General features: G+C 53.2%; 13 protein-coding genes. 6 read left to right on the forward strand and 7 right to left on the reverse strand.

All coding sequences use genetic code 11. The features are described 5' to 3' along the window. Positions 1–79: 79 nt before the first annotated feature. Entirely contained in the window at positions 80–985 is a 906-nt protein-coding gene (locus tag HQN87_RS18100; protein ID WP_173136263.1) for a flagellar motor protein MotB, read from the reverse strand. Beyond that, on the reverse strand, positions 982–1,767 hold the full coding sequence (locus HQN87_RS18105; RefSeq protein ID WP_173136265.1) for a flagellar motor protein: 786 nt from the start codon (positions 1,765–1,767) through the stop codon (positions 982–984). The genes HQN87_RS18100 and HQN87_RS18105 overlap by 4 nt, the downstream gene beginning before the upstream one ends. Before the next feature lie 181 nt (positions 1,768–1,948). On the opposite strand from HQN87_RS18105, the gene uvrB reads away from it, so the two are divergent. Further along, positions 1,949–3,940, forward strand: coding sequence for an excinuclease ABC subunit UvrB (uvrB, locus tag HQN87_RS18110; RefSeq protein ID WP_173136267.1), 1,992 nt, complete (start codon positions 1,949–1,951; stop codon positions 3,938–3,940). Positions 3,941–4,512: 572 nt separating this feature from the next. Then, positions 4,513–7,395, forward strand: coding sequence for an excinuclease ABC subunit UvrA (uvrA, locus tag HQN87_RS18115; RefSeq protein ID WP_173136269.1), 2,883 nt, complete (start codon positions 4,513–4,515; stop codon positions 7,393–7,395). A 453-nt stretch (positions 7,396–7,848) separates the two neighbouring features. Here the strand turns inward: uvrA and HQN87_RS18120 are convergent, their stop codons facing one another. After that, positions 7,849–8,088: a DUF3977 family protein gene (locus HQN87_RS18120; protein WP_173136271.1), complete on the reverse strand. Its 240-nt coding sequence runs from the start codon at positions 8,086–8,088 to the stop codon at positions 7,849–7,851. Positions 8,089–8,719: 631 nt separating this feature from the next. On the opposite strand from HQN87_RS18120, the gene HQN87_RS18125 reads away from it, so the two are divergent. The 3 genes from HQN87_RS18125 to HQN87_RS18135 all read left to right on the forward strand — a co-directional run bounded on the left by HQN87_RS18125 (position 8,720) and on the right by HQN87_RS18135 (position 12,180). Further along, a complete protein-coding gene (locus HQN87_RS18125; protein WP_173136273.1) occupies positions 8,720–8,929 on the forward strand; it encodes a DUF2759 family protein in 210 nt (69 codons plus the stop codon). A 133-nt stretch (positions 8,930–9,062) separates the two neighbouring features. After that, positions 9,063–10,241 (forward strand): S1C family serine protease, encoded by a 1,179-nt coding sequence (locus HQN87_RS18130; protein WP_173136396.1) that lies wholly within the window; start codon positions 9,063–9,065, stop codon positions 10,239–10,241. Continuing rightward, the gene (locus HQN87_RS18135; RefSeq protein WP_173136276.1) at positions 10,222–12,180 is read left to right on the forward strand and encodes a copper amine oxidase N-terminal domain-containing protein; all 1,959 of its coding nucleotides are present in this window, start codon (positions 10,222–10,224) and stop codon (positions 12,178–12,180) included. The genes HQN87_RS18130 and HQN87_RS18135 overlap by 20 nt, the downstream gene beginning before the upstream one ends. A 107-nt stretch (positions 12,181–12,287) precedes the next feature. Here the strand turns inward: HQN87_RS18135 and rfbC are convergent, their stop codons facing one another. Then, positions 12,288–12,842: a dTDP-4-dehydrorhamnose 3,5-epimerase gene (rfbC, locus tag HQN87_RS18140; RefSeq protein ID WP_173136278.1), complete on the reverse strand. Its 555-nt coding sequence runs from the start codon at positions 12,840–12,842 to the stop codon at positions 12,288–12,290. Positions 12,843–12,863: 21 nt separating this feature from the next. Further along, positions 12,864–13,742, reverse strand: a complete 879-nt coding sequence (gene rfbA, locus HQN87_RS18145; RefSeq protein WP_173136280.1) for a glucose-1-phosphate thymidylyltransferase RfbA — start codon at positions 13,740–13,742, stop codon at positions 12,864–12,866. Between the two features lie 268 nt (positions 13,743–14,010). Here rfbA and HQN87_RS18150 point away from each other — a divergent pair, with 268 nt between their 5' ends. Continuing rightward, complete coding sequence (locus HQN87_RS18150) at positions 14,011–16,563, forward strand: U32 family peptidase (protein WP_173136282.1); 2,553 nt, start codon at positions 14,011–14,013, stop codon at positions 16,561–16,563. Between the two features lie 187 nt (positions 16,564–16,750). Here the strand turns inward: HQN87_RS18150 and HQN87_RS18155 are convergent, their stop codons facing one another. Beyond that, on the reverse strand, positions 16,751–17,020 hold the full coding sequence (locus tag HQN87_RS18155) for a hypothetical protein (RefSeq protein WP_173136284.1): 270 nt from the start codon (positions 17,018–17,020) through the stop codon (positions 16,751–16,753). A 262-nt stretch (positions 17,021–17,282) separates the two neighbouring features. Then, on the reverse strand, positions 17,283–17,570 hold the full coding sequence (locus tag HQN87_RS18160) for a hypothetical protein (protein WP_173136286.1): 288 nt from the start codon (positions 17,568–17,570) through the stop codon (positions 17,283–17,285). Between the last annotated feature and the right edge of the window lie 173 nt (positions 17,571–17,743).

Raw genomic sequence — 17,743 nt, forward strand, 5'->3', positions numbered from 1 at the left:
TCTATCTCCTTATATTAGCAAATGGATATATGCTCCTGTCGCCTGCCGGTATTTGAGCTGATTCGCGCGCAGTTACGTGCTATTCTTCCTCCTGAAGCTGCCGCAGAACAATCAGTTCAACCCGGCGGTTCTTCTGCCGTCCTTCGGCGGTTGTATTATCGTAGGCAGGTCTGGTATCGGCGTAACCGGCGTACTGGAACGTATCGGGGCTAAGCCCCTCGTTGTCCAGGAAGAAGCGCAGCACAGACAGTGCGCGGGCGCCGGATAGATCCCAATTGTCGGTGTAGACCGATCCAAGGGTTACCGGAACATTATCGGTATGTCCTTCGATGCTGACCGTGGCGCCGATGCCCCGGAACAGGCCGGAGAGCTGACGCAGTGCAGGGAAGGCAGGCGATTTCAGCTCGGCTTGGCCCGCATCGAAGAGGAACCGGTCACTAAGCGTGATCGCAATGCCCTGCGGCTTGTCTGCCACAAAGATCTGTTCCCCGAGGTTATTCTCCTCCACATATTCGGTGATGACTCCCATTAGAGCCGCCAGCTTCGCTTCCTGTTCACGAAAAGCCAGCTCACGCGCAGACGGCTGGTGTCCGGCAGTGTCACTGTTTTGCCCGGATGTACCGGTGCTGGTGCCATTGCCGGGGCTGCCCCCGGAGTCTGTGGTGCTTCCGCCCCCATCGCCCCCGGAAACCGCTCCTTGCGTTCCGCCGTTATCTTCCTGTCCGTTCGGGACGGCCTGGCCGCTGTTCCCCTTATTGCCGTCCAGAACTCCATTACCGCCCTCCAGCACAGAACCGCCACTCTTGAATGTATCCGATAAGGAACCGGAGACAAGCGCATACTTTTGCGAATCCAGACTGCTCATGGCATACAGAATCACGAAGAAAATGAGCAGAAGCGTAATCAGATCCGCATAGGTAATCATCCAGCGGTCCCGACTCTCCTTGCCTGCGGCGCGGGGCTGTCTGCGGTTTCTTTGTCTCATAGCGGTTCCTCCGGGCTATTGCTGCTGCGTTTGGGGGCGGTATCTGAAATGAAGGGAGCCAGTTTTTTGCGGACCAGATGCGGGTGATCCCCATTCTGCAGGGACAGGATGCCAACGAGCAGCATCTCCATGGTGCCCAGTTCACTTTGGCTTCGGGATTTAATTTTGGAGGCAATGGGTAAAAAGATTAAATTAGCACTGGCTACGCCATAGAGCGTGGCTGTAAAAGCTACAGCAATGGAGGCACCCAGCTGGGAAGGGTCCGTTAAATGGCCTAATACACGGATCAGCCCCATAACGGTGCCGATAATCCCCATTGTGGGAGCATAGCCGCCGGCCGCTTCAAAAATTTTGGCGTAACCTTCATATTTCAGCTCCTTGGCATCCATTTCAAGCTCCAGGATTTGCCGGACCTGATCCGGGTCATTACCATCGACAATCAGAAACAGCCCTTCTCTGGTGAAGGTGTCGGGATGTTCTTCAGCTCTTTTCTCCAGGGCGAGTACCCCGCCGCGCCGCGTGACTGTAGCCATGGAGATCAGCTCTTCCGCTTGTTCCTGACTGGTGTCCGGCTGTCTGCCAAAAGCCAGGCGCAGAGCCGCCGGTACACTGCGGAGCTTGGAGGCCGGGAAGCCGATAAGTATAGCGGCCAGGGTGCCGCCGAAGACAATAAGCGCAGCATTCGGCTGCAGCAGGCCGGACAGGCTTCCGCCTTCCCACAGAAAACCGCCGATCATTGCGGCAATCCCGGCCACCAGGCCGATTATTGAAGTGATATCCATAAATTCAGGCTCCTTAAATTTCTATATATTATGGTTTGCAACAGTCTGGGCAACGCTGTATAATAAACGGGAACGTGCATTCCTATCTTCCATATTTTTCAGCTTGGTATGGATGAAGGCTCATTAGGGTTAAAATTATAATATATTCATATATTCTAGACGATAGAGGGGAGACGGGCAAATGAATGATATTGTCGTCAGTACGAAGACTTTTGAACTGGAGTCCGAGTATACACCCCAGGGCGATCAGCCTCATGCCATAGAAGAGTTAGTGGACGGCATCCGGCAGGGCAAGAAGCACCAGACGCTGCTGGGAGCGACAGGTACAGGCAAGACCTTTACCATCGCACAAGTAATTTCCAAGTTGAACCGCCCGACGCTGGTCATCGCGCACAACAAGACGCTTGCTGCGCAGCTCGCGAGTGAGTTCAAAGAGTTTTTTCCAAGCAATTCGGTTGATTACTTCGTCAGTTACTACGATTACTACCAGCCCGAGGCGTACATTCCTTCCTCCGATACCTACATTGAGAAAGATTCCAGTATAAATGAAGAAATCGACAAGCTCCGCCACTCGGCGACCAGCTCCTTGTTCGAACGCCGTGACGTCATTATTGTGGCGAGTGTGTCGTGTATTTATGGCCTCGGTTCACCTAAGGAATACGGAAGCTTGCTGCTCTCCCTGCGGGTAGGGATGGAGAAGCCGCGCAATCAGATTCTGAGCCGGCTCGTAGATATCCAGTATCAGCGTAATGATATCAACTTCGTGCGGGGGACGTTCCGTGTGCGGGGGGATGTGGTTGAGATCTTCCCGGCTTCCCAGGGAGAACATGCGATCCGGGTAGAGTTGTTCGGAGATGAGATAGAACGTATTACGGAGATAGATGTGCTGACAGGTGAACTGATCGGCGAACGCGATCATATCGCGATCTTCCCGGCGTCCCACTTTGTCACCCAGGAAGAGACGATGCGTGTAGCCCTTGTTAATATTGAGCGTGAGCTTGAGGAGCGCCTGGCCGTACTGCGTGAAGCAGGCAAGCTGCTGGAGGCCCAGCGGCTGGAGCAGCGGACCCGTTATGATATCGAGATGATGAAGGAAGTTGGCTTCTGCTCCGGCATCGAGAACTATTCCGGTCCGCTTACCTTCCGTGAGCCGGGCGCCACTCCCTATACCCTCATGGACTATTTCCCGGATGATATGCTGATTGTGATTGATGAGTCCCACGCTACGCTGCCGCAGATCCGGGCGATGTATAATGGTGACCGTGCGCGTAAGACAGTGCTCGTGGAGCACGGGTTCCGCCTGCCGTCTGCGCTGGATAACCGGCCGCTGCAATTTGAGGAATTCGAAGACAAGGTGAGCCAGATTATATATGTGTCCGCTACACCGGGACCTTATGAGATGGAACACTGCGATACTATGGTGCAGCAGATTATCCGTCCTACTGGTCTGCTTGACCCGATCATTGAAGTGCGCCCTACCGAGGGGCAGATTGATGATCTGATCAGTGAGATCCGTGACCGGGTGGAACGGGATGAGCGTGTACTGGTTACAACGCTTACGAAGAAGATGTCTGAGGACCTGACCGATTACTTTAAGGAAATCGGGATTAAAGTGCGTTATATGCACTCGGACATCAAAACGCTGGAGCGTATGGCAATCCTGCGTGATCTGCGGCTGGGTACATTCCATGTATTGGTCGGGATTAACCTGCTCAGAGAAGGGCTCGACCTGCCGGAGGTCTCGCTTGTCGCTATCCTGGATGCCGACAAGGAAGGGTTCCTCCGCTCCGAGCGTTCGCTGATTCAGACGATTGGCCGTGCAGCCCGTAACTCGGACGGCCGTGTCATCCTGTATGGCGACCGCATTACAGATTCCATGGAGAAGGCGATGAGCGAAACCCAGCGCCGCCGTGAGATCCAAATTGCTCATAATGAGCAGCACGGCATTACCCCGACGACCATTAACAAGAAGGTACGCGACATCATCGAGGCGACGAAGGTGGCTGAGTCCAAGGCCGATTACCTTACCGGCGTTGGCGGCAAGCTGAACAAGAAAGACAAGCAGAGCCTGATGCAGCGTCTGGAGGCGGAGATGAAGGACGCCGCCAAGAACCTGCAATTCGAGCGCGCCGCCGAGCTGCGCGATGCCTTGCTTGAGCTGCGGGCAGAGTAAGGCGGCGATGAATGTAATGATTCACAGAACGGCGCTCTTAGGCCGTTCTTTTTGAAGATAAAGGGCCACGTACTTGCGTATCCCGAAGGGACAGCGTGCACTCAAGCCCTTAGCGCGTATCCCGCAGGGACAGCGTGCCGTTAAGATCTTAGCGCGTATCCCGTAGGGACAGCGTGCAGTTAAGCCTTTAGCACGTATCCCGCAGGGAGAGCGTGCAGTTAAGCTTTTAGCGCGAATCCCACAGGGAGAGCGTGCAGTTAAGCCTTTAGCGCGTATCCCGCAGGAAGAGAGTGCAGTTAAGCTTTTAGCGCGTATCCCGCAGGGACAGCGTTATCGGCAAGCGGCAGCGAGCCGTATCCTGCACTGGTAGTGTAGCGGTCCCGTAGGGGCAAGCGAGCCTATTCCCACAGTAGTCGTCCATCCACCCAGCCCAACTCTTTCCGCCAAGTTTGCAGGTGTCCAGAGGGTGCAACCCTTGGGGCCCTCCCTTGGAAGGGAGGGTTTGGGAGGGATCGAAAATATTTTCCCAAAATGTTTTTGCATTTTAAATTCCCCTTAAAGGAGAGGTACCGTTGGCACATGAAAGTATAGTAATTAAGGGCGCAAGGGCCCATAACCTCAAAAACATCGACGTAACGATTCCGCGTGACCGCTTCGTCGTGCTGACGGGACTGAGCGGCTCGGGCAAATCGTCCCTGGCCTTCGATACCATCTATGCGGAAGGTCAGCGCCGGTATGTGGAGTCATTGTCTGCGTATGCCCGCCAGTTCCTGGGCCAGATGGAGAAGCCGGATGTAGATTCCATTGAAGGACTCTCCCCGGCGATATCAATTGACCAGAAGACTACGAGCCGTAACCCGCGTTCGACAGTAGGTACGGTTACCGAAATCTATGACTATCTGCGGCTGCTTTTTGCCCGGGTCGGTCATCCCCACTGCCCGGATCATGGAATTGAGATCACCTCACAGACCGTTGAGCAGATGGTTGACCGGATCATGCAGTACCCGGAGAAGACCCGCCTGCAGATCCTGGCTCCGGTCATTTCCGGCCGCAAGGGTGAGCATAAGGGTCTGTTCACGGATATCTCGAAGCAAGGTTTCGTCCGTGTACGTGTGGACGGTGAACTGCGTGAAGTAACGGAAGATATTGTCCTGGAGAAGAATAAGAAGCATACGATCGAAGTGGTCGTGGACCGGATTGTGATTAAGGAAGATATCGCGACCCGCCTAACCGATTCCCTGGAGACCGCACTGAAGCTGTCGGGCGGTCAGATTCTGGTGGATGTGATGGGCCAGGAGGAGCTTTTGTTCAGTGCAAGCTTCGCTTGTCCGGTCTGCGGATTCAGCATAGAAGAACTGGCGCCGCGCATGTTCTCCTTCAACAGCCCATTTGGGGCCTGCCCTGAATGTGACGGGCTCGGGATGAACATGGTCGTTGACCCTGATCTGCTAATCCCGGATACGGAGAAGTCGATTGAGGAAGGGGCGTTCCTGGCCTGGACAGGCAGTACGTCCAACTACTATCCGCAGTTTCTGAAATCAGTGTGTGAGCATTTCAAAATACCGCAGAATGTGCCTGTCAGCAGCCTGTCGCCGGAGCATATGGCCAAGCTGCTGCACGGAACGGGCAGCGAGAAGATCCGCTTCCGGTATGAGAATGACTTCGGCCAGCGCAAAGACGCCCTCGTTGCCTTTGAGGGGATTATTCCGAATCTGGAACGCCGTTACCGCGATACGGCCTCTGAAGGCATCCGTGAGTTCATAGAAGGCTTCATGAGCGCCAAGCCATGCCATTCGTGTAAAGGCAAACGGCTCAAAAAGGAAATTCTGGCTGTGACCATTAACGGGCAGAATGTTTCCGATGTTACGGATCTTTCGATTGGTGATTGTCTGGACTTCTTCGGAGATCTCAAGCTTAGTGAGAAAGAAACAGCTATCGCCAATCTGATCCTCAAGGAGATCAGCAGCCGGCTCGGCTTCCTGGTGAATGTGGGCTTGAATTACCTGACTCTTAGCCGTGCAGCGGGGTCGCTATCCGGCGGGGAAGCCCAGCGGATCAGGCTGGCTACCCAGATCGGCTCTAGTCTGATGGGTGTCCTCTATATTCTGGACGAGCCGAGTATCGGTCTGCATCAGCGGGACAACGACCGGCTGATTGCCACGCTCGGACATATGCGCGATCTGGGCAATACGCTGATTGTCGTTGAGCATGATGAGGATACGATGATGGCGGCTGATTACATTATTGATATCGGGCCGGGTGCCGGTAAACATGGCGGTCAGGTGATTGCCCAGGGGACACCGCAGGAAATTATGCAGGATGCGAACTCCCTGACCGGTGAATATCTAAGCGGACGCAAGTTCATTCCGGTGACTGCCAAGCGGCGGCCTACCGATAATGAACGCTGGATCGAGATTCGCGGAGCCAAAGAGAATAATCTGAAGAATGTGAATGTGAAGATTCCGCTTGGTGTCTTCACAGCGGTAACCGGAGTGTCCGGCTCCGGCAAATCTTCGCTCATTAATGAGATTCTATACAAGAGTCTGGCACGCCAGCTCAATAAGGCGGTCAAGGTCCGTCCGGGCTTGCACAAAGAAATCCGCGGTCTGGAGAATCTGGATAAGGTCATCGAAATTGACCAGTCCCCCATCGGTCGTACCCCGCGCTCTAATCCGGCTACGTATACAGGCGTATTCGATGATATCCGCGATCTGTTCTCCAAGACCAATGAGGCCAAGGTGCGCGGCTTCCAGAAGGGGCGCTTCAGCTTCAATGTGAAGGGCGGCCGCTGCGAGGCTTGCCGTGGAGACGGGATCATCAAGATTGAGATGCACTTCCTGCCGGATGTATACGTACCTTGCGAAGTCTGCAAGGGCAAACGTTATAACCGCGAGACGCTGGAAGTGAAATATAAAGGCAAGAATATCTCCGATGTGCTGGAGATGACCGTTGAGGATGCCACGGAGTTCTTCAAGAATATCCCGCGCATTCACCGCAAAATGCAAACCTTGCTCGATGTGGGTCTGGGTTACATCAACATCGGCCAGCCGGGAACCACCTTATCCGGCGGCGAAGCCCAGCGCGTGAAGCTGGCTTCCGAGCTGTACCGCCGCAGTACCGGTAAGACCCTTTATATCCTGGATGAGCCAACAACCGGCCTGCATGTGGACGACATTGGCCGTCTGCTTGAGGTGCTGCACCGCCTGGTGGATTCCGGTGAATCCGTCCTGGTCATTGAGCATAACCTGGACGTTATCAAGACAGCCGATTACATTATTGACATGGGGCCGGAAGGCGGCAGCGGCGGCGGTACCGTCCTTGCCACCGGAACGCCGGAGAAGCTGATTACTGTCGGCGAATCCTACACGGGCCGGTATCTGAAGCCCATCCTGATCCGTGATACAGAACGTACGCAGGCGATGGAGCTGGAGCTGCAGACCTCTGAGACGGTGTAACTGTAGGAAGAGCAGATAGAACCCGAGTAACCCAAATAACCTCAATAACCTCAATAACCCAAATAACCCATGACCCCTCGTAGGGGGCCTGGGTTATTTTATAATATAAGCATATATGCGCTGGGGAAACGAAGCTTAACCCTGATTAGTAGTGGCCGGCCACCGGGGATAGCGGACGCAGTTGGAAATAAGGCACTTAATACTGCCGAAACCGAGTGTTACGAGTCAGCAGGTGGAAAAAGTCCATGTAATCCACGGAACTCTACCGATTCAGCAGAAATCGAGCCGATTAAGTGTTGTTTTTCCAACTGCTTCCTATCAATATTCTAGTGACGTCAAATTAGATGTGCTAATTCCACTTATTGTCACCCGCCGCTCCGCAATCCGAACCGTGCGTAAACACACGCCACAGTAAAGGTTACTTGGTCATCTTTTTCTGTTATCGGCTACCTGCTACAACTCACTGCGGATACCGAGGATGAATTTGAAACGGCTGCTGGTTTTTTGCATTCTTTTGAAGCCTTCCCGGGAATCCGCAATCCATACCGTTCTTCTGATCCAGACTCTCAGGTATACGGAGCGGAATTTAACCGGTCTGATTATTCCTTTGGCCTCGGTCTCTGTACCATCCGGCTGTTCCATCTCTGTTCGCACAAACCACGTATTTCCGATTCCGAATTCGATGTATTTCAAGCGAGTGTCACCTATCTTCCTGTAGCCTGTTCTCTTGATTCCAAAAGGCATTCCGGTAGTGAATAGGATTAATTGTACCATTATCCTATATAGATTGTACTTGAGAATATACAGACAGGGAAAAGTGACGGAGGAGAATTTTGGAACTGTAGGAGCGTTAGCGTCCGCCTTTGTCACCGGACTTCTACCGCGATTAGCGGTCCCAAATCAAGAAGTCTGGGGACAACAGCGGCCGGAGGGCCAAACATTCTCTGGAGTCACGGCAATCCCAGAACGGAAAACTCACAAGTGCAATCTATATAGACAAAAATTAATCTGGCGTCAGGCAAGCAAGACTGGCATATTTAGAGCATGTCACCCGTAAGATTCAATGAGAAGATTTTGTGTTGAATGAATAGCAGCGGGTGATGTGAAGATTGCGCGGAATAGCTCCTTGATAACCGGATAACAAGCAGCCGTCAATGTGAAATATCCCTGAATCACAGCTGAATTCGGCCATTTGAAAATTTTTTGTGACAAAACTAACGTTTTTAAAATATTTCTATTGCGTGACTGAAATGGTAACGATAACATAGAAGGTGATATGGATTAGAGGAACTTGCTTGACAACACTTTCAGGGAGGGATTGCCCATGCTGCTTGCAGAAGCTGCCGCGCAAGAGCCGTCTAAATTTCATACCTTCGACGCGTTTATGATTGTATTCACCATCCTGATTCTTATCGGTGTGGTCCGTCTATTGAAAGCTCCGCAGAAGAACAAGTTTGCGATCGGCTTCGGAGTAGTGAGCCTGCTGGTTTTTGTGGTCTCCGATTATGCAATGATTATGAATTGGTTCAGCTAAGTAAGGCACACATAACTTCAGATGCACCAGCTTACTAAAGACACCTTTACCCGCCGGCGGCGATCCTAAAGGCGTCTTTTTTTAGAATATAAGTTACAGGTTTCACATGGATGAAGGGGAGAGGGCGATGGAGATGAGGAGAAAAGGGATTGCCCGAAGCAGTACGCTTCTGCCGGGTGTTCTGCTGCTGGCATTGTCGGGGTTCATAAGTGTGCCCGGTGCTGTACATGGGGCGGTCTACGGGGAGCCAGCGCCACTAGCGGCAGACAGAGAGACATCTGTGAATGTAATACAGGTTGGACAAGCAGGTGGGGGCAACCCCAGGAGTAAAGAGCAAGGGGGCAAACCAGCCACGGACCCGGTTCCGTCCATCATCCGCGCGGTATCGCCGTCTGTGGTAGGCATTATCGGCAAAGCCGGCGGGGAAGCCAGCGGCCCGGATGACCGTTACAATCTGACACACGGCTCCGGCATTATCGTCAAGGCGGACGGGTGGATCATTACCAATGCGCATGTGATGGAAGGGCTGCAGAATGCGGTAGCGGTCACTTCGGATGGGACAAGCTATAACATCACAGATACATACCTGGATGAGTTCAGTGATCTTGCTCTTATCAAAATCAAAGCCAAATCCCTGAAGCCCGCCACCTTCGCGGGTAGTTCAGCCAGCCTGCAGGTAGGAGAAAAGGTCATAGCGATCGGGACGCCCATCTCGTTCACGCTGAGAAATTCAGCTACGGTGGGCGTAATTAGCGGTCTTAATCGTTCGGTGGATGCGGCCTACCGGCTGATCCAGAGCGACACGGCCATCAATCCCGGCAACAGCGGAGGGCCGCTCGTGAGCATGAAGGGTGAGATCCTGGGAGTCAACAGCTTGAAGTTCGCAGCCGTGGGGGTGGAGAACATGGGCTTCGCCATTCCGGCAGAGACGGTGAAGTACATCATGAATCAACTGCTCCAGTACGGAGAGGTACGGCGTCCGAGCCTCGGGGTAGAGCTGGAGGAGAGCTGGCCTGTGATTGTCGGACTGCCCGGGCAGGAGCCGCTAACAGTTACGAAGGTGGTCACAGCGGAAGCACGCAAGGCAGGAATTGCCGCCGGAGATGCGCTGTATGCGATTGACGGGCACCGGGTAACCTCGCTTGTGGATGTCAATGAATTATTCAAACGGTACAAGCCAGGGGCGGTGGTCAAGCTGCTCATGCAGAGCGAGGGCGATATCGTTGCCAGAAGCCTTGTACTTGGACAGGGTGACCCTCTGGTGAGTGCCGTGGATACGGAGGAGGATGCCGATGATCAGCCCAAAAAGTAAACATGCAGCAAAGGCTGCCGGATCAGGGATGGGAGCGGGGGGGATGCGGCGTCTATTGTCTGCCATGCTGGCTGTATTAGTGCTGCTCGCTCTATTTCCGGCACGGAATGCCTATGCGGCAGAAGGGTCTTTGCTGGAGCTAAGTATACAAGCAGGCAGTACCTCGGCAACTGTTAACGGGGAACCAGTCACGATTCAGCAGCCTTTTTCCGAGAATGGAACGCTGATGGTACCGCTGGGTATCTTCAAAAAAGCCTTCGGCAGCACCGTCTCCCTGGAAGGAGAAGATGTGGTGAAGGTCATGTATGGCCCGCATACCGGTGCAATGACGATAGGGGGGACTACTGCCTGGAAGGATGGCGTCAAAATCAAGCTGGCTGCGTCTCCGCGGATGGTATCCGGTGTGCTGATGGTGCCGCTTAGGTTCGTTGCCGGGGTACTGGGTGCACGGGTTACTCCGGCAGGCGGCGGGGGCATACGGGTTACACTGGCTCCTTCACTGGCTGTAACAGCCGTTGACACGCAGGGCGGGATTGACAGCGATATCGGCAAAACCCGGATTGGCAACAGTTACCTGACATGGAGCATGAACTACCCGCCCGGGCTCGTTGTTGGCGACAGCGGCGGGGATGAGGGCGTAGCGACTTTTACGAGTGCAGAGAATGATTATTATCTGGAGGTGCATGCTTCGCCGCTTGCGGTTCCGTTAGATCCCGAAGGGCTCCTGGAGAATCTGGTGGGGTCATCGCAGGAAGGCGGGGAGATTGTGCTGGACCGGGAGACGGTTCCTGAGGCCACAACTCCATACGCCAGGACGGTCAGCAAGGATTCCAGCGGGGCGCTGTGGGAAGGCAGGCAATATTATGCGAATGGAAGGCTGTATGAGATTTATCTGACCGATGATAAGGCAGCGAATTATAAAGATCTGGGGAAGTATGCGGCGCTGCTGAACTCTTTTCAGCCCTCTTTTAACACTTCCGATTCCAGTATCCGTGACCTGTCCACCATCCACAACGGCCTGCGCGAGGCTTACAACGACGACTACGGCATTGCGCTTAAGGTTCCCGCAGACTGGAGTGCAGATGATCAGCAGCTCTATTATACGGGCAAACAGGGGAGTTATCTGCGGGTAAAAGTAAGCTCAGCCCCGGCAGGCTCCACGCTGGCAAGCTGGAATCAGGAGCTGCAGTCACAGCTCCAGGACACCTATGTGAGCGAAGCCTATACCTTGAAGGATAGCGTAGCAGGCAAGGTCTCCGGTGAGCCGGTACTGATTAATGAGCTTGGGCTTAATCCGGGCAACGGCTGGAATACCGAATATCAGATTCTGCTGCTGAAGAACGGGTACCGTTATTATTTTGAATATGTTGCGGCTTCCAGTCAGCCAGGCGACAAAGAGCGGTTCACGGATGTGCTGAATTCGATTGATATTGATTTTGCACAGACCCAGGAGAATTTCGGACGTCTGGAGGTTGAAGACTACCCGCTGCTCAGCACGAAATTAATCACCAAAACCTCCAAGGCCTACGGCTACAAGATCGATATTCCGCGGCTGTGGACACCGGTTCAGGATCTGTTCGAGAGCCAGACCGTCGAATACCGCTTCACCGGCGGCCGCTTCCAGCTCTATGCCAGCCCCGAGGTTACGCCGGAGTATGCGCTCAGCCAGCTGCAGAGCTATTATCTGAACACCAAGAAGGACCCCAAAGGTCCGCAGGTGAAAAGCGTAGCAGAAACCGCCTTTGCCGGTGTGCCAGCCACGATACTTACTATTGAGCAGATCAAGAACAGTATCCCCGTGGCCACGAAGATTATTATTTTCAGCAAAAACGATGTGGTCTATACGCTCACTGTCACGCTTAACGCTGCCAACGCCACAGCCAGCCAACAGGCGACGCTGGAGAGGGTGCTGGGGTCGTTTGGGTGGGCTGGAGAGTAGGGGGATAATTAGTATCTTAAACAAGTGATGAAAACAGAAAAAACGTCCCAGGCTACTAAGAGCCGGGACGTTTTTTTTGCTGAATGAAACTAAAGAATTTTATTTGGTTAATACACAAAATTATGCGTAACATCCTTTAAAAGCGGAGCTTTTTCATCTTTGGCAGATAGCACGGGGGTAACATCAATCGGCCATTCAATGGCGATGGCAGGATCATTCCACAGAATGCCGCCATCGCATTCAGGCGCGTACAGCTCATCGCATTTGTACTGTACCTCAACATCCTCGGTTAGTGTCATGAAGCCGTGGGCGAACCCTTTTGGAATGAGAAGCTGTTTTTTGTTCTCGGCGGTCAGCTCAATTCCGAACCATTTGCCGTAAGATGGACTGCCTTGACGAATATCAACAGCTACATCAAAAATGGCCCCCCTTGTGCAGCGGACAAGCTTAGTTTGTGCCTTAGGGTTTAATTGGAAATGTAGCCCCCGCAGAGTCCCTTTTACAGCTGAATAGGATTGATTGTCCTGAACAAACTGATAATTAATGTTTTGTTCATGAAATTTCGCCTCGCTGTAGGTCTCCATGAACCAGCCGCGGTGGTCTCCAAAGACCGCCGGTTCGACAACGAGAACATCTTCCAGATTGGTTTTGATAAACTTCATCTTATCCACTCTTTCTATGGTTTAAAATTGGATTTTTCCTGTAGCCACCTTAATTAGATATTGGCCATAGCCGGTCTTACTCAGTTTATGTCCGCATTCCAGCAAATGTTCCTGTGTAATCCAGCCGTTAATATAAGCAATCTCTTCAGGTGCAGAGATTTTAATACCCTGATGATCTTCAATGGTTCTAACGAAATTGGTGGCGTCAACCAGACTCTGATGTGTTCCGGTATCCAGCCAGGTGAATCCGCGTCCAAGCAGGGCGACATCCAGCTCATCCAGCTTCAGGTAGGCTTCATTGATCGAGGTGATCTCCAGCTCGCCACGGTGAGAAGGCTTAACTTCCTTAGCGATAGAAACCACACGGTTATCATAAAAGTACAGACCTGTAACCGCATAATTGGATTTTGGATGCTCCGGTTTCTCTTCAATGCTGAGGACCTTGCCGTCTCCATCGAATTCCACCACACCAAAACGTTCAGGATCGGGCACATGGTAACCGAACACGGTTGCTCCATTTGTTTTCCCCGCGGCTTTTTTCAGGATGTTGGTCATGCCGTTTCCGTAGTATATATTATCTCCGAGAATCATAGCCACAGAGTCTTCACCGATGAATGATTCGCCCAAAATAAATGCCTGTGCCAACCCGTCCGGACTTGGCTGGACAATGTACTGCAGCGAGATGCCGAACTGGGAGCCGTCACCGAGTAAATTCTCGAAACGGGGTGTATCCTCAGCGGTAGAAATTATAAGAATCTCTTTGATGCCTGCCAGCATCAGTGTAGACAGAGGATAATAAATCATGGGTTTATCATAGACCGGCAGTAATTGTTTACTGGTCACCATTGTGAGGGGGTACAGACGGGTGCCGCTTCCTCCCGCAAGAATAATGCCTTTCATAAATGTTTCAACTCTCCTTTTGCCACATATAAATTTTGGGAACCGTGAGATCTTTTGCGTTATTTATGCTTATCCATTCATATTTTACGCTGGTTGTTCTTGGTTTGTCTATTAAAGCAAGAAGACAGGCTTGCATTATGATGGCTCAGAGATGATTAGAAAATCCAAGTGTTTCTATTTTACTGGCAGAGAACTGTGATATTTGATACAATTAATAAGTTAAAAAGCTGTAAATGACCCGCCGATCAGGCGGTTTGGGAGGATATAAATGAAAGAGCAAGAAATACGCAGAGAAGATGTGGAGCTACTCGCTCCGGCGGGAGACTGGGACTGCATGCGTGCAGCGGTGGCGAACGGGGCGGATGCTGTCTTTTTTGGCGTAGAGAAATTCAATGCACGGGCCAGAGCGAACAACTTCCGTATGGACGAGCTGCCGGAGATTATGGCGTTTCTGCACAGCTATGGAGTGAAGGGGTTCCTGACCTTTAATATACTGGTGTTCGAGAATGAGCTGCCGGATGCCAAGGAACTGATTGATGCCTGCGTGGACGCCGGTGTGGATGCCGTAATCGTGCAGGACTTGGGACTGGTGAAGATGATCCGTGAGATCTCTCCGGACTTCCCGATTCATGGTTCTACACAGATGACGATTACCTCGCCGGAAGCGGTGGAATTCACGAAGCCGTGGGGGCTGGAACGTGTAGTACTCGGCCGTGAAAATAATCTGAAGCAAATCCGCACGATTGGCGAACAAGCCCGCCTGCCGATGGAGGTCTTCGTGCATGGTGCGCTCTGTGTATCTTACTCGGGTCAGTGTCTAACCTCTGAAATGTGGGGCGGACGCTCGGCGAACCGCGGGGAATGCGCCCAGGCTTGCCGTCTGCCGTATGATCTGATGGTAGACGGGGAAGTGAAGCCGATGGGCGATGTGACTTACCTGCTGTCTCCGAAGGATCTTGCCGCCATTGATCTGATGCCTGAACTGATTGAAGCGGGAGTGACCTCGTTCAAAATCGAAGGCCGGCTCAAAACCCCGGAGTACGTTGCCAATGTGGTTAGTAAGTACCGTAAGGCGATTGATAAGTATTTTGACGGCAACTGGGTGCCGACTTCGAAGGAGGACATGCGTGAGCTGCAGCAGAGCTTCTCGCGGGGCTTCACTCATGGTTTCCTGGATGGCACCAATAATAAGAAGTTAGTCGATGGCACCTTCCCGAAAAGCCGTGGGGTATTCATGGGCACGGTTGAGCAAATCCTGCGGGATGGTGTGGTCTGCCGGATTCATGCTCCGCTTAAGCGCGGGGATGGAATTGTGTTCGATGCCGGAGATCCGACGAAGAAGGAAGAAGGCGGCCGTGTCTACGATCTGCGCCGCAAGGGCGTCAAGCTGGAAGGTGAAGCCGGGGAAGGCTGGATTATCGACATCGTGCCTGGCCGTAATGACGTCGATCTGCGCCGCCTGCATGTGGGCGACCGTATCTGGAAGACGAATGATCCGGCGCTCGACAAGGCGCTGCGCCAGTCGTTCGAGACCGAGAAGCCGTACCGGGTATTCCCGGTTCATGTGAGAGTGCAGGGCTGCGTAGGCGAGAAGCTGACGACCTGGTGGACGGACGTTCAGAAGAACGTTACCGTCCGTGTGGATTCGGAGCTGGCGCTGGAGACCGCGCAGAAGCGTCCGATGGATACCGCGCTGCTGGAAGAACAATTCGGCCGCCTGGGCGGAACCCTGTTCCAGCTTGAAGCGCTGGAGTCGCATCTGCAAGGGGACGTGATCGTGCCCATGCGCGAGCTGAACAGCATCCGCCGCCAGGCGGTTGAGCTGCTTGCGGGCGAGCGCCCGAAGCCTCCCGTGTATGTGAAACGGGAGGTCGAGGTTTACGGCGGTGCTACCCGCAGGGGCGCCGCGGAGAGCGCCATCGCTGCAGGAGATGGCGCGGTCGGGCTCAGCGGTGAAGCGGAGCTCACCGCGCTGTGCCGCAGCCTGCCGCAGGTGCAGGCTGCGCTCGAAGCCGGCGTAACCAGTATTTACGCCGATTTCGAGTTCATCAAGCAGTTCCCGGCGGCAGTAGACGCTGTGCGGGCGGCAGGAGCCAGCATCACGCTGGCGACACCGCGCATCCATATGCCGAACGAGAACGGCTACCATGCCAACATCCTGCGGCTTAAGCCGGATGCTGTGCTGGTCCGCAACACCGGTGCGCTGTATTATTACCTGCGCCACCGGATGGAGCACCCGGATGCTGTGCATCCCCGGCTGATTGGCGATTTCTCGCTGAATATCGCCAATCACAAAGCGGTAGATCTGTTCCTGGATGCCGGCTGCGACAAAGTCACACCGTCGTATGACCTGAACATTCAGCAGATGGTCGATCTGCTGGGGCACAGCGACACCTCCCGTATGGAGATTGTCATCCACCAGCATCTGCCGATGTTCCATACGGAACACTGTGTCTACTGTACCTTCATGAGTGAAGGCACTGACTACACTAACTGTGGCCGTCCATGCGAGGAGCAGCGTGCTTCACTACAGGACCGGATCGGCATGTCCCATCCCGTTCGTGTAGACGAAGGCTGCCGCAATACCGTCTATAACGCTGTCGAGCAGTCCGGTGCAGAATACCTGAATCACTTCCGTGAGCTTGGAGTATCTTCTTACCGCGTAGAGTTCCTGGAGGAGACACCCGAGCAGGTAGCAGAGGTCATTAGCCTCTACAGCCGCGCTTTACGTGGTGAAATTTCCGGTACGCAGGTATGGAAAAGCCTGAAGGCTACCAACCAGCTTGGGGTTACACGCGGGCAGTTGGTTAATGCGAAGTAAGTGTATAAGACCCATTCCCCTGAGGGTGGACTTGTTTTCGCACGTTTCATGCACTCAATCAGCTAAGGCCATAATAACAGGCCCGGCAGAAACCGGGGCCATCCAACCAGATGGCTCCCGATTCTTCCGGGCTTGTTTTTGTATCCCTAACTATATCCCGCCAATTCTTTTTTCCACCAGTTCTCCCTTAGAGCGGCAACAGCTCCGGCCAGATGTTCAAAGCTTTACCACAGGCCGGACAGGACACAAGACCGCAGAGATAGGGCAGTTGCTCCATCAGCTGACCGTTCTTGATGGCATGAGCTGCTTGCCATAGGCGTGCTAACGGGCTGTCTTCCGGCCTGACGCTGCCAAGCGCGGAAGGCGTAACGCCTTGACCATTCTCCTTGCCGTTGAATACCGGGTCGTCAGAATAGGCGGTCATCCCGGGGCTGTTCTCATTCGGCCAAATATACATTTCCTCATAACAGCTCGGGCATCCGACCATATACTCGTCGCCTTCCGAATAGGTAAGTAATATACCTGCAACTGCCCGATCTCCCCGGTAAGCAGCATTTGCGGCGAGGATGTATCGCTTCTCCTGGTCATCCTTTTGAGCCGCTTCTGCAGAGCGGAAGATTTCTTCTGATAGCTTGCCCAGATGTTCAACAGCGATGAGGTAGGCTGTATAAATCTCCCGTACAAGTTCCTCAGCAAGCGGCGGGTTCTGGTGTGCAAATTCAGCAGGAAGCGGTCTGCTGATTTGCCACGAAGATTCCGCAAGTCACGTAGATATCCAATTTTACTTCGGGATCATTCGACTGCCTGGCGAGCTCCGACAAATATGGCAGCGCGGTGTAGGTGCTACTGTAGATTGTGTCTTGATGGTACAGATGCTCCCAGTAGAGCTCATCTTTAATCTCTGCGGTATAGTCTTTCTGCGACTGTTGCAACAAGCCAGGGACCGCTTCAGCCGAACCAAAAGGGCCGTGAAGCTGTTGCCATATCGGACTGGATAGGTCTAACATGGCTATCCTCCTCTACAAAGTACTTGTTATAGTGCTGTTATATCAACATCCAATGAGACCGTCAACGTCAGGTGTTCACCCAGAGCGCTCCGTCCCTGTTTGTCCCTGCCTCAGTATACTGCCCAAAATCAGCAGGAACTGTTATAATTGAGATTATGAGTATATCTGTTAAA

The organism is Paenibacillus tritici (assembly GCF_013204885.1).
Taxonomy (GTDB): Bacteria; Bacillota; Bacilli; order Paenibacillales; family Paenibacillaceae; genus Paenibacillus_AQ; species Paenibacillus_AQ tritici.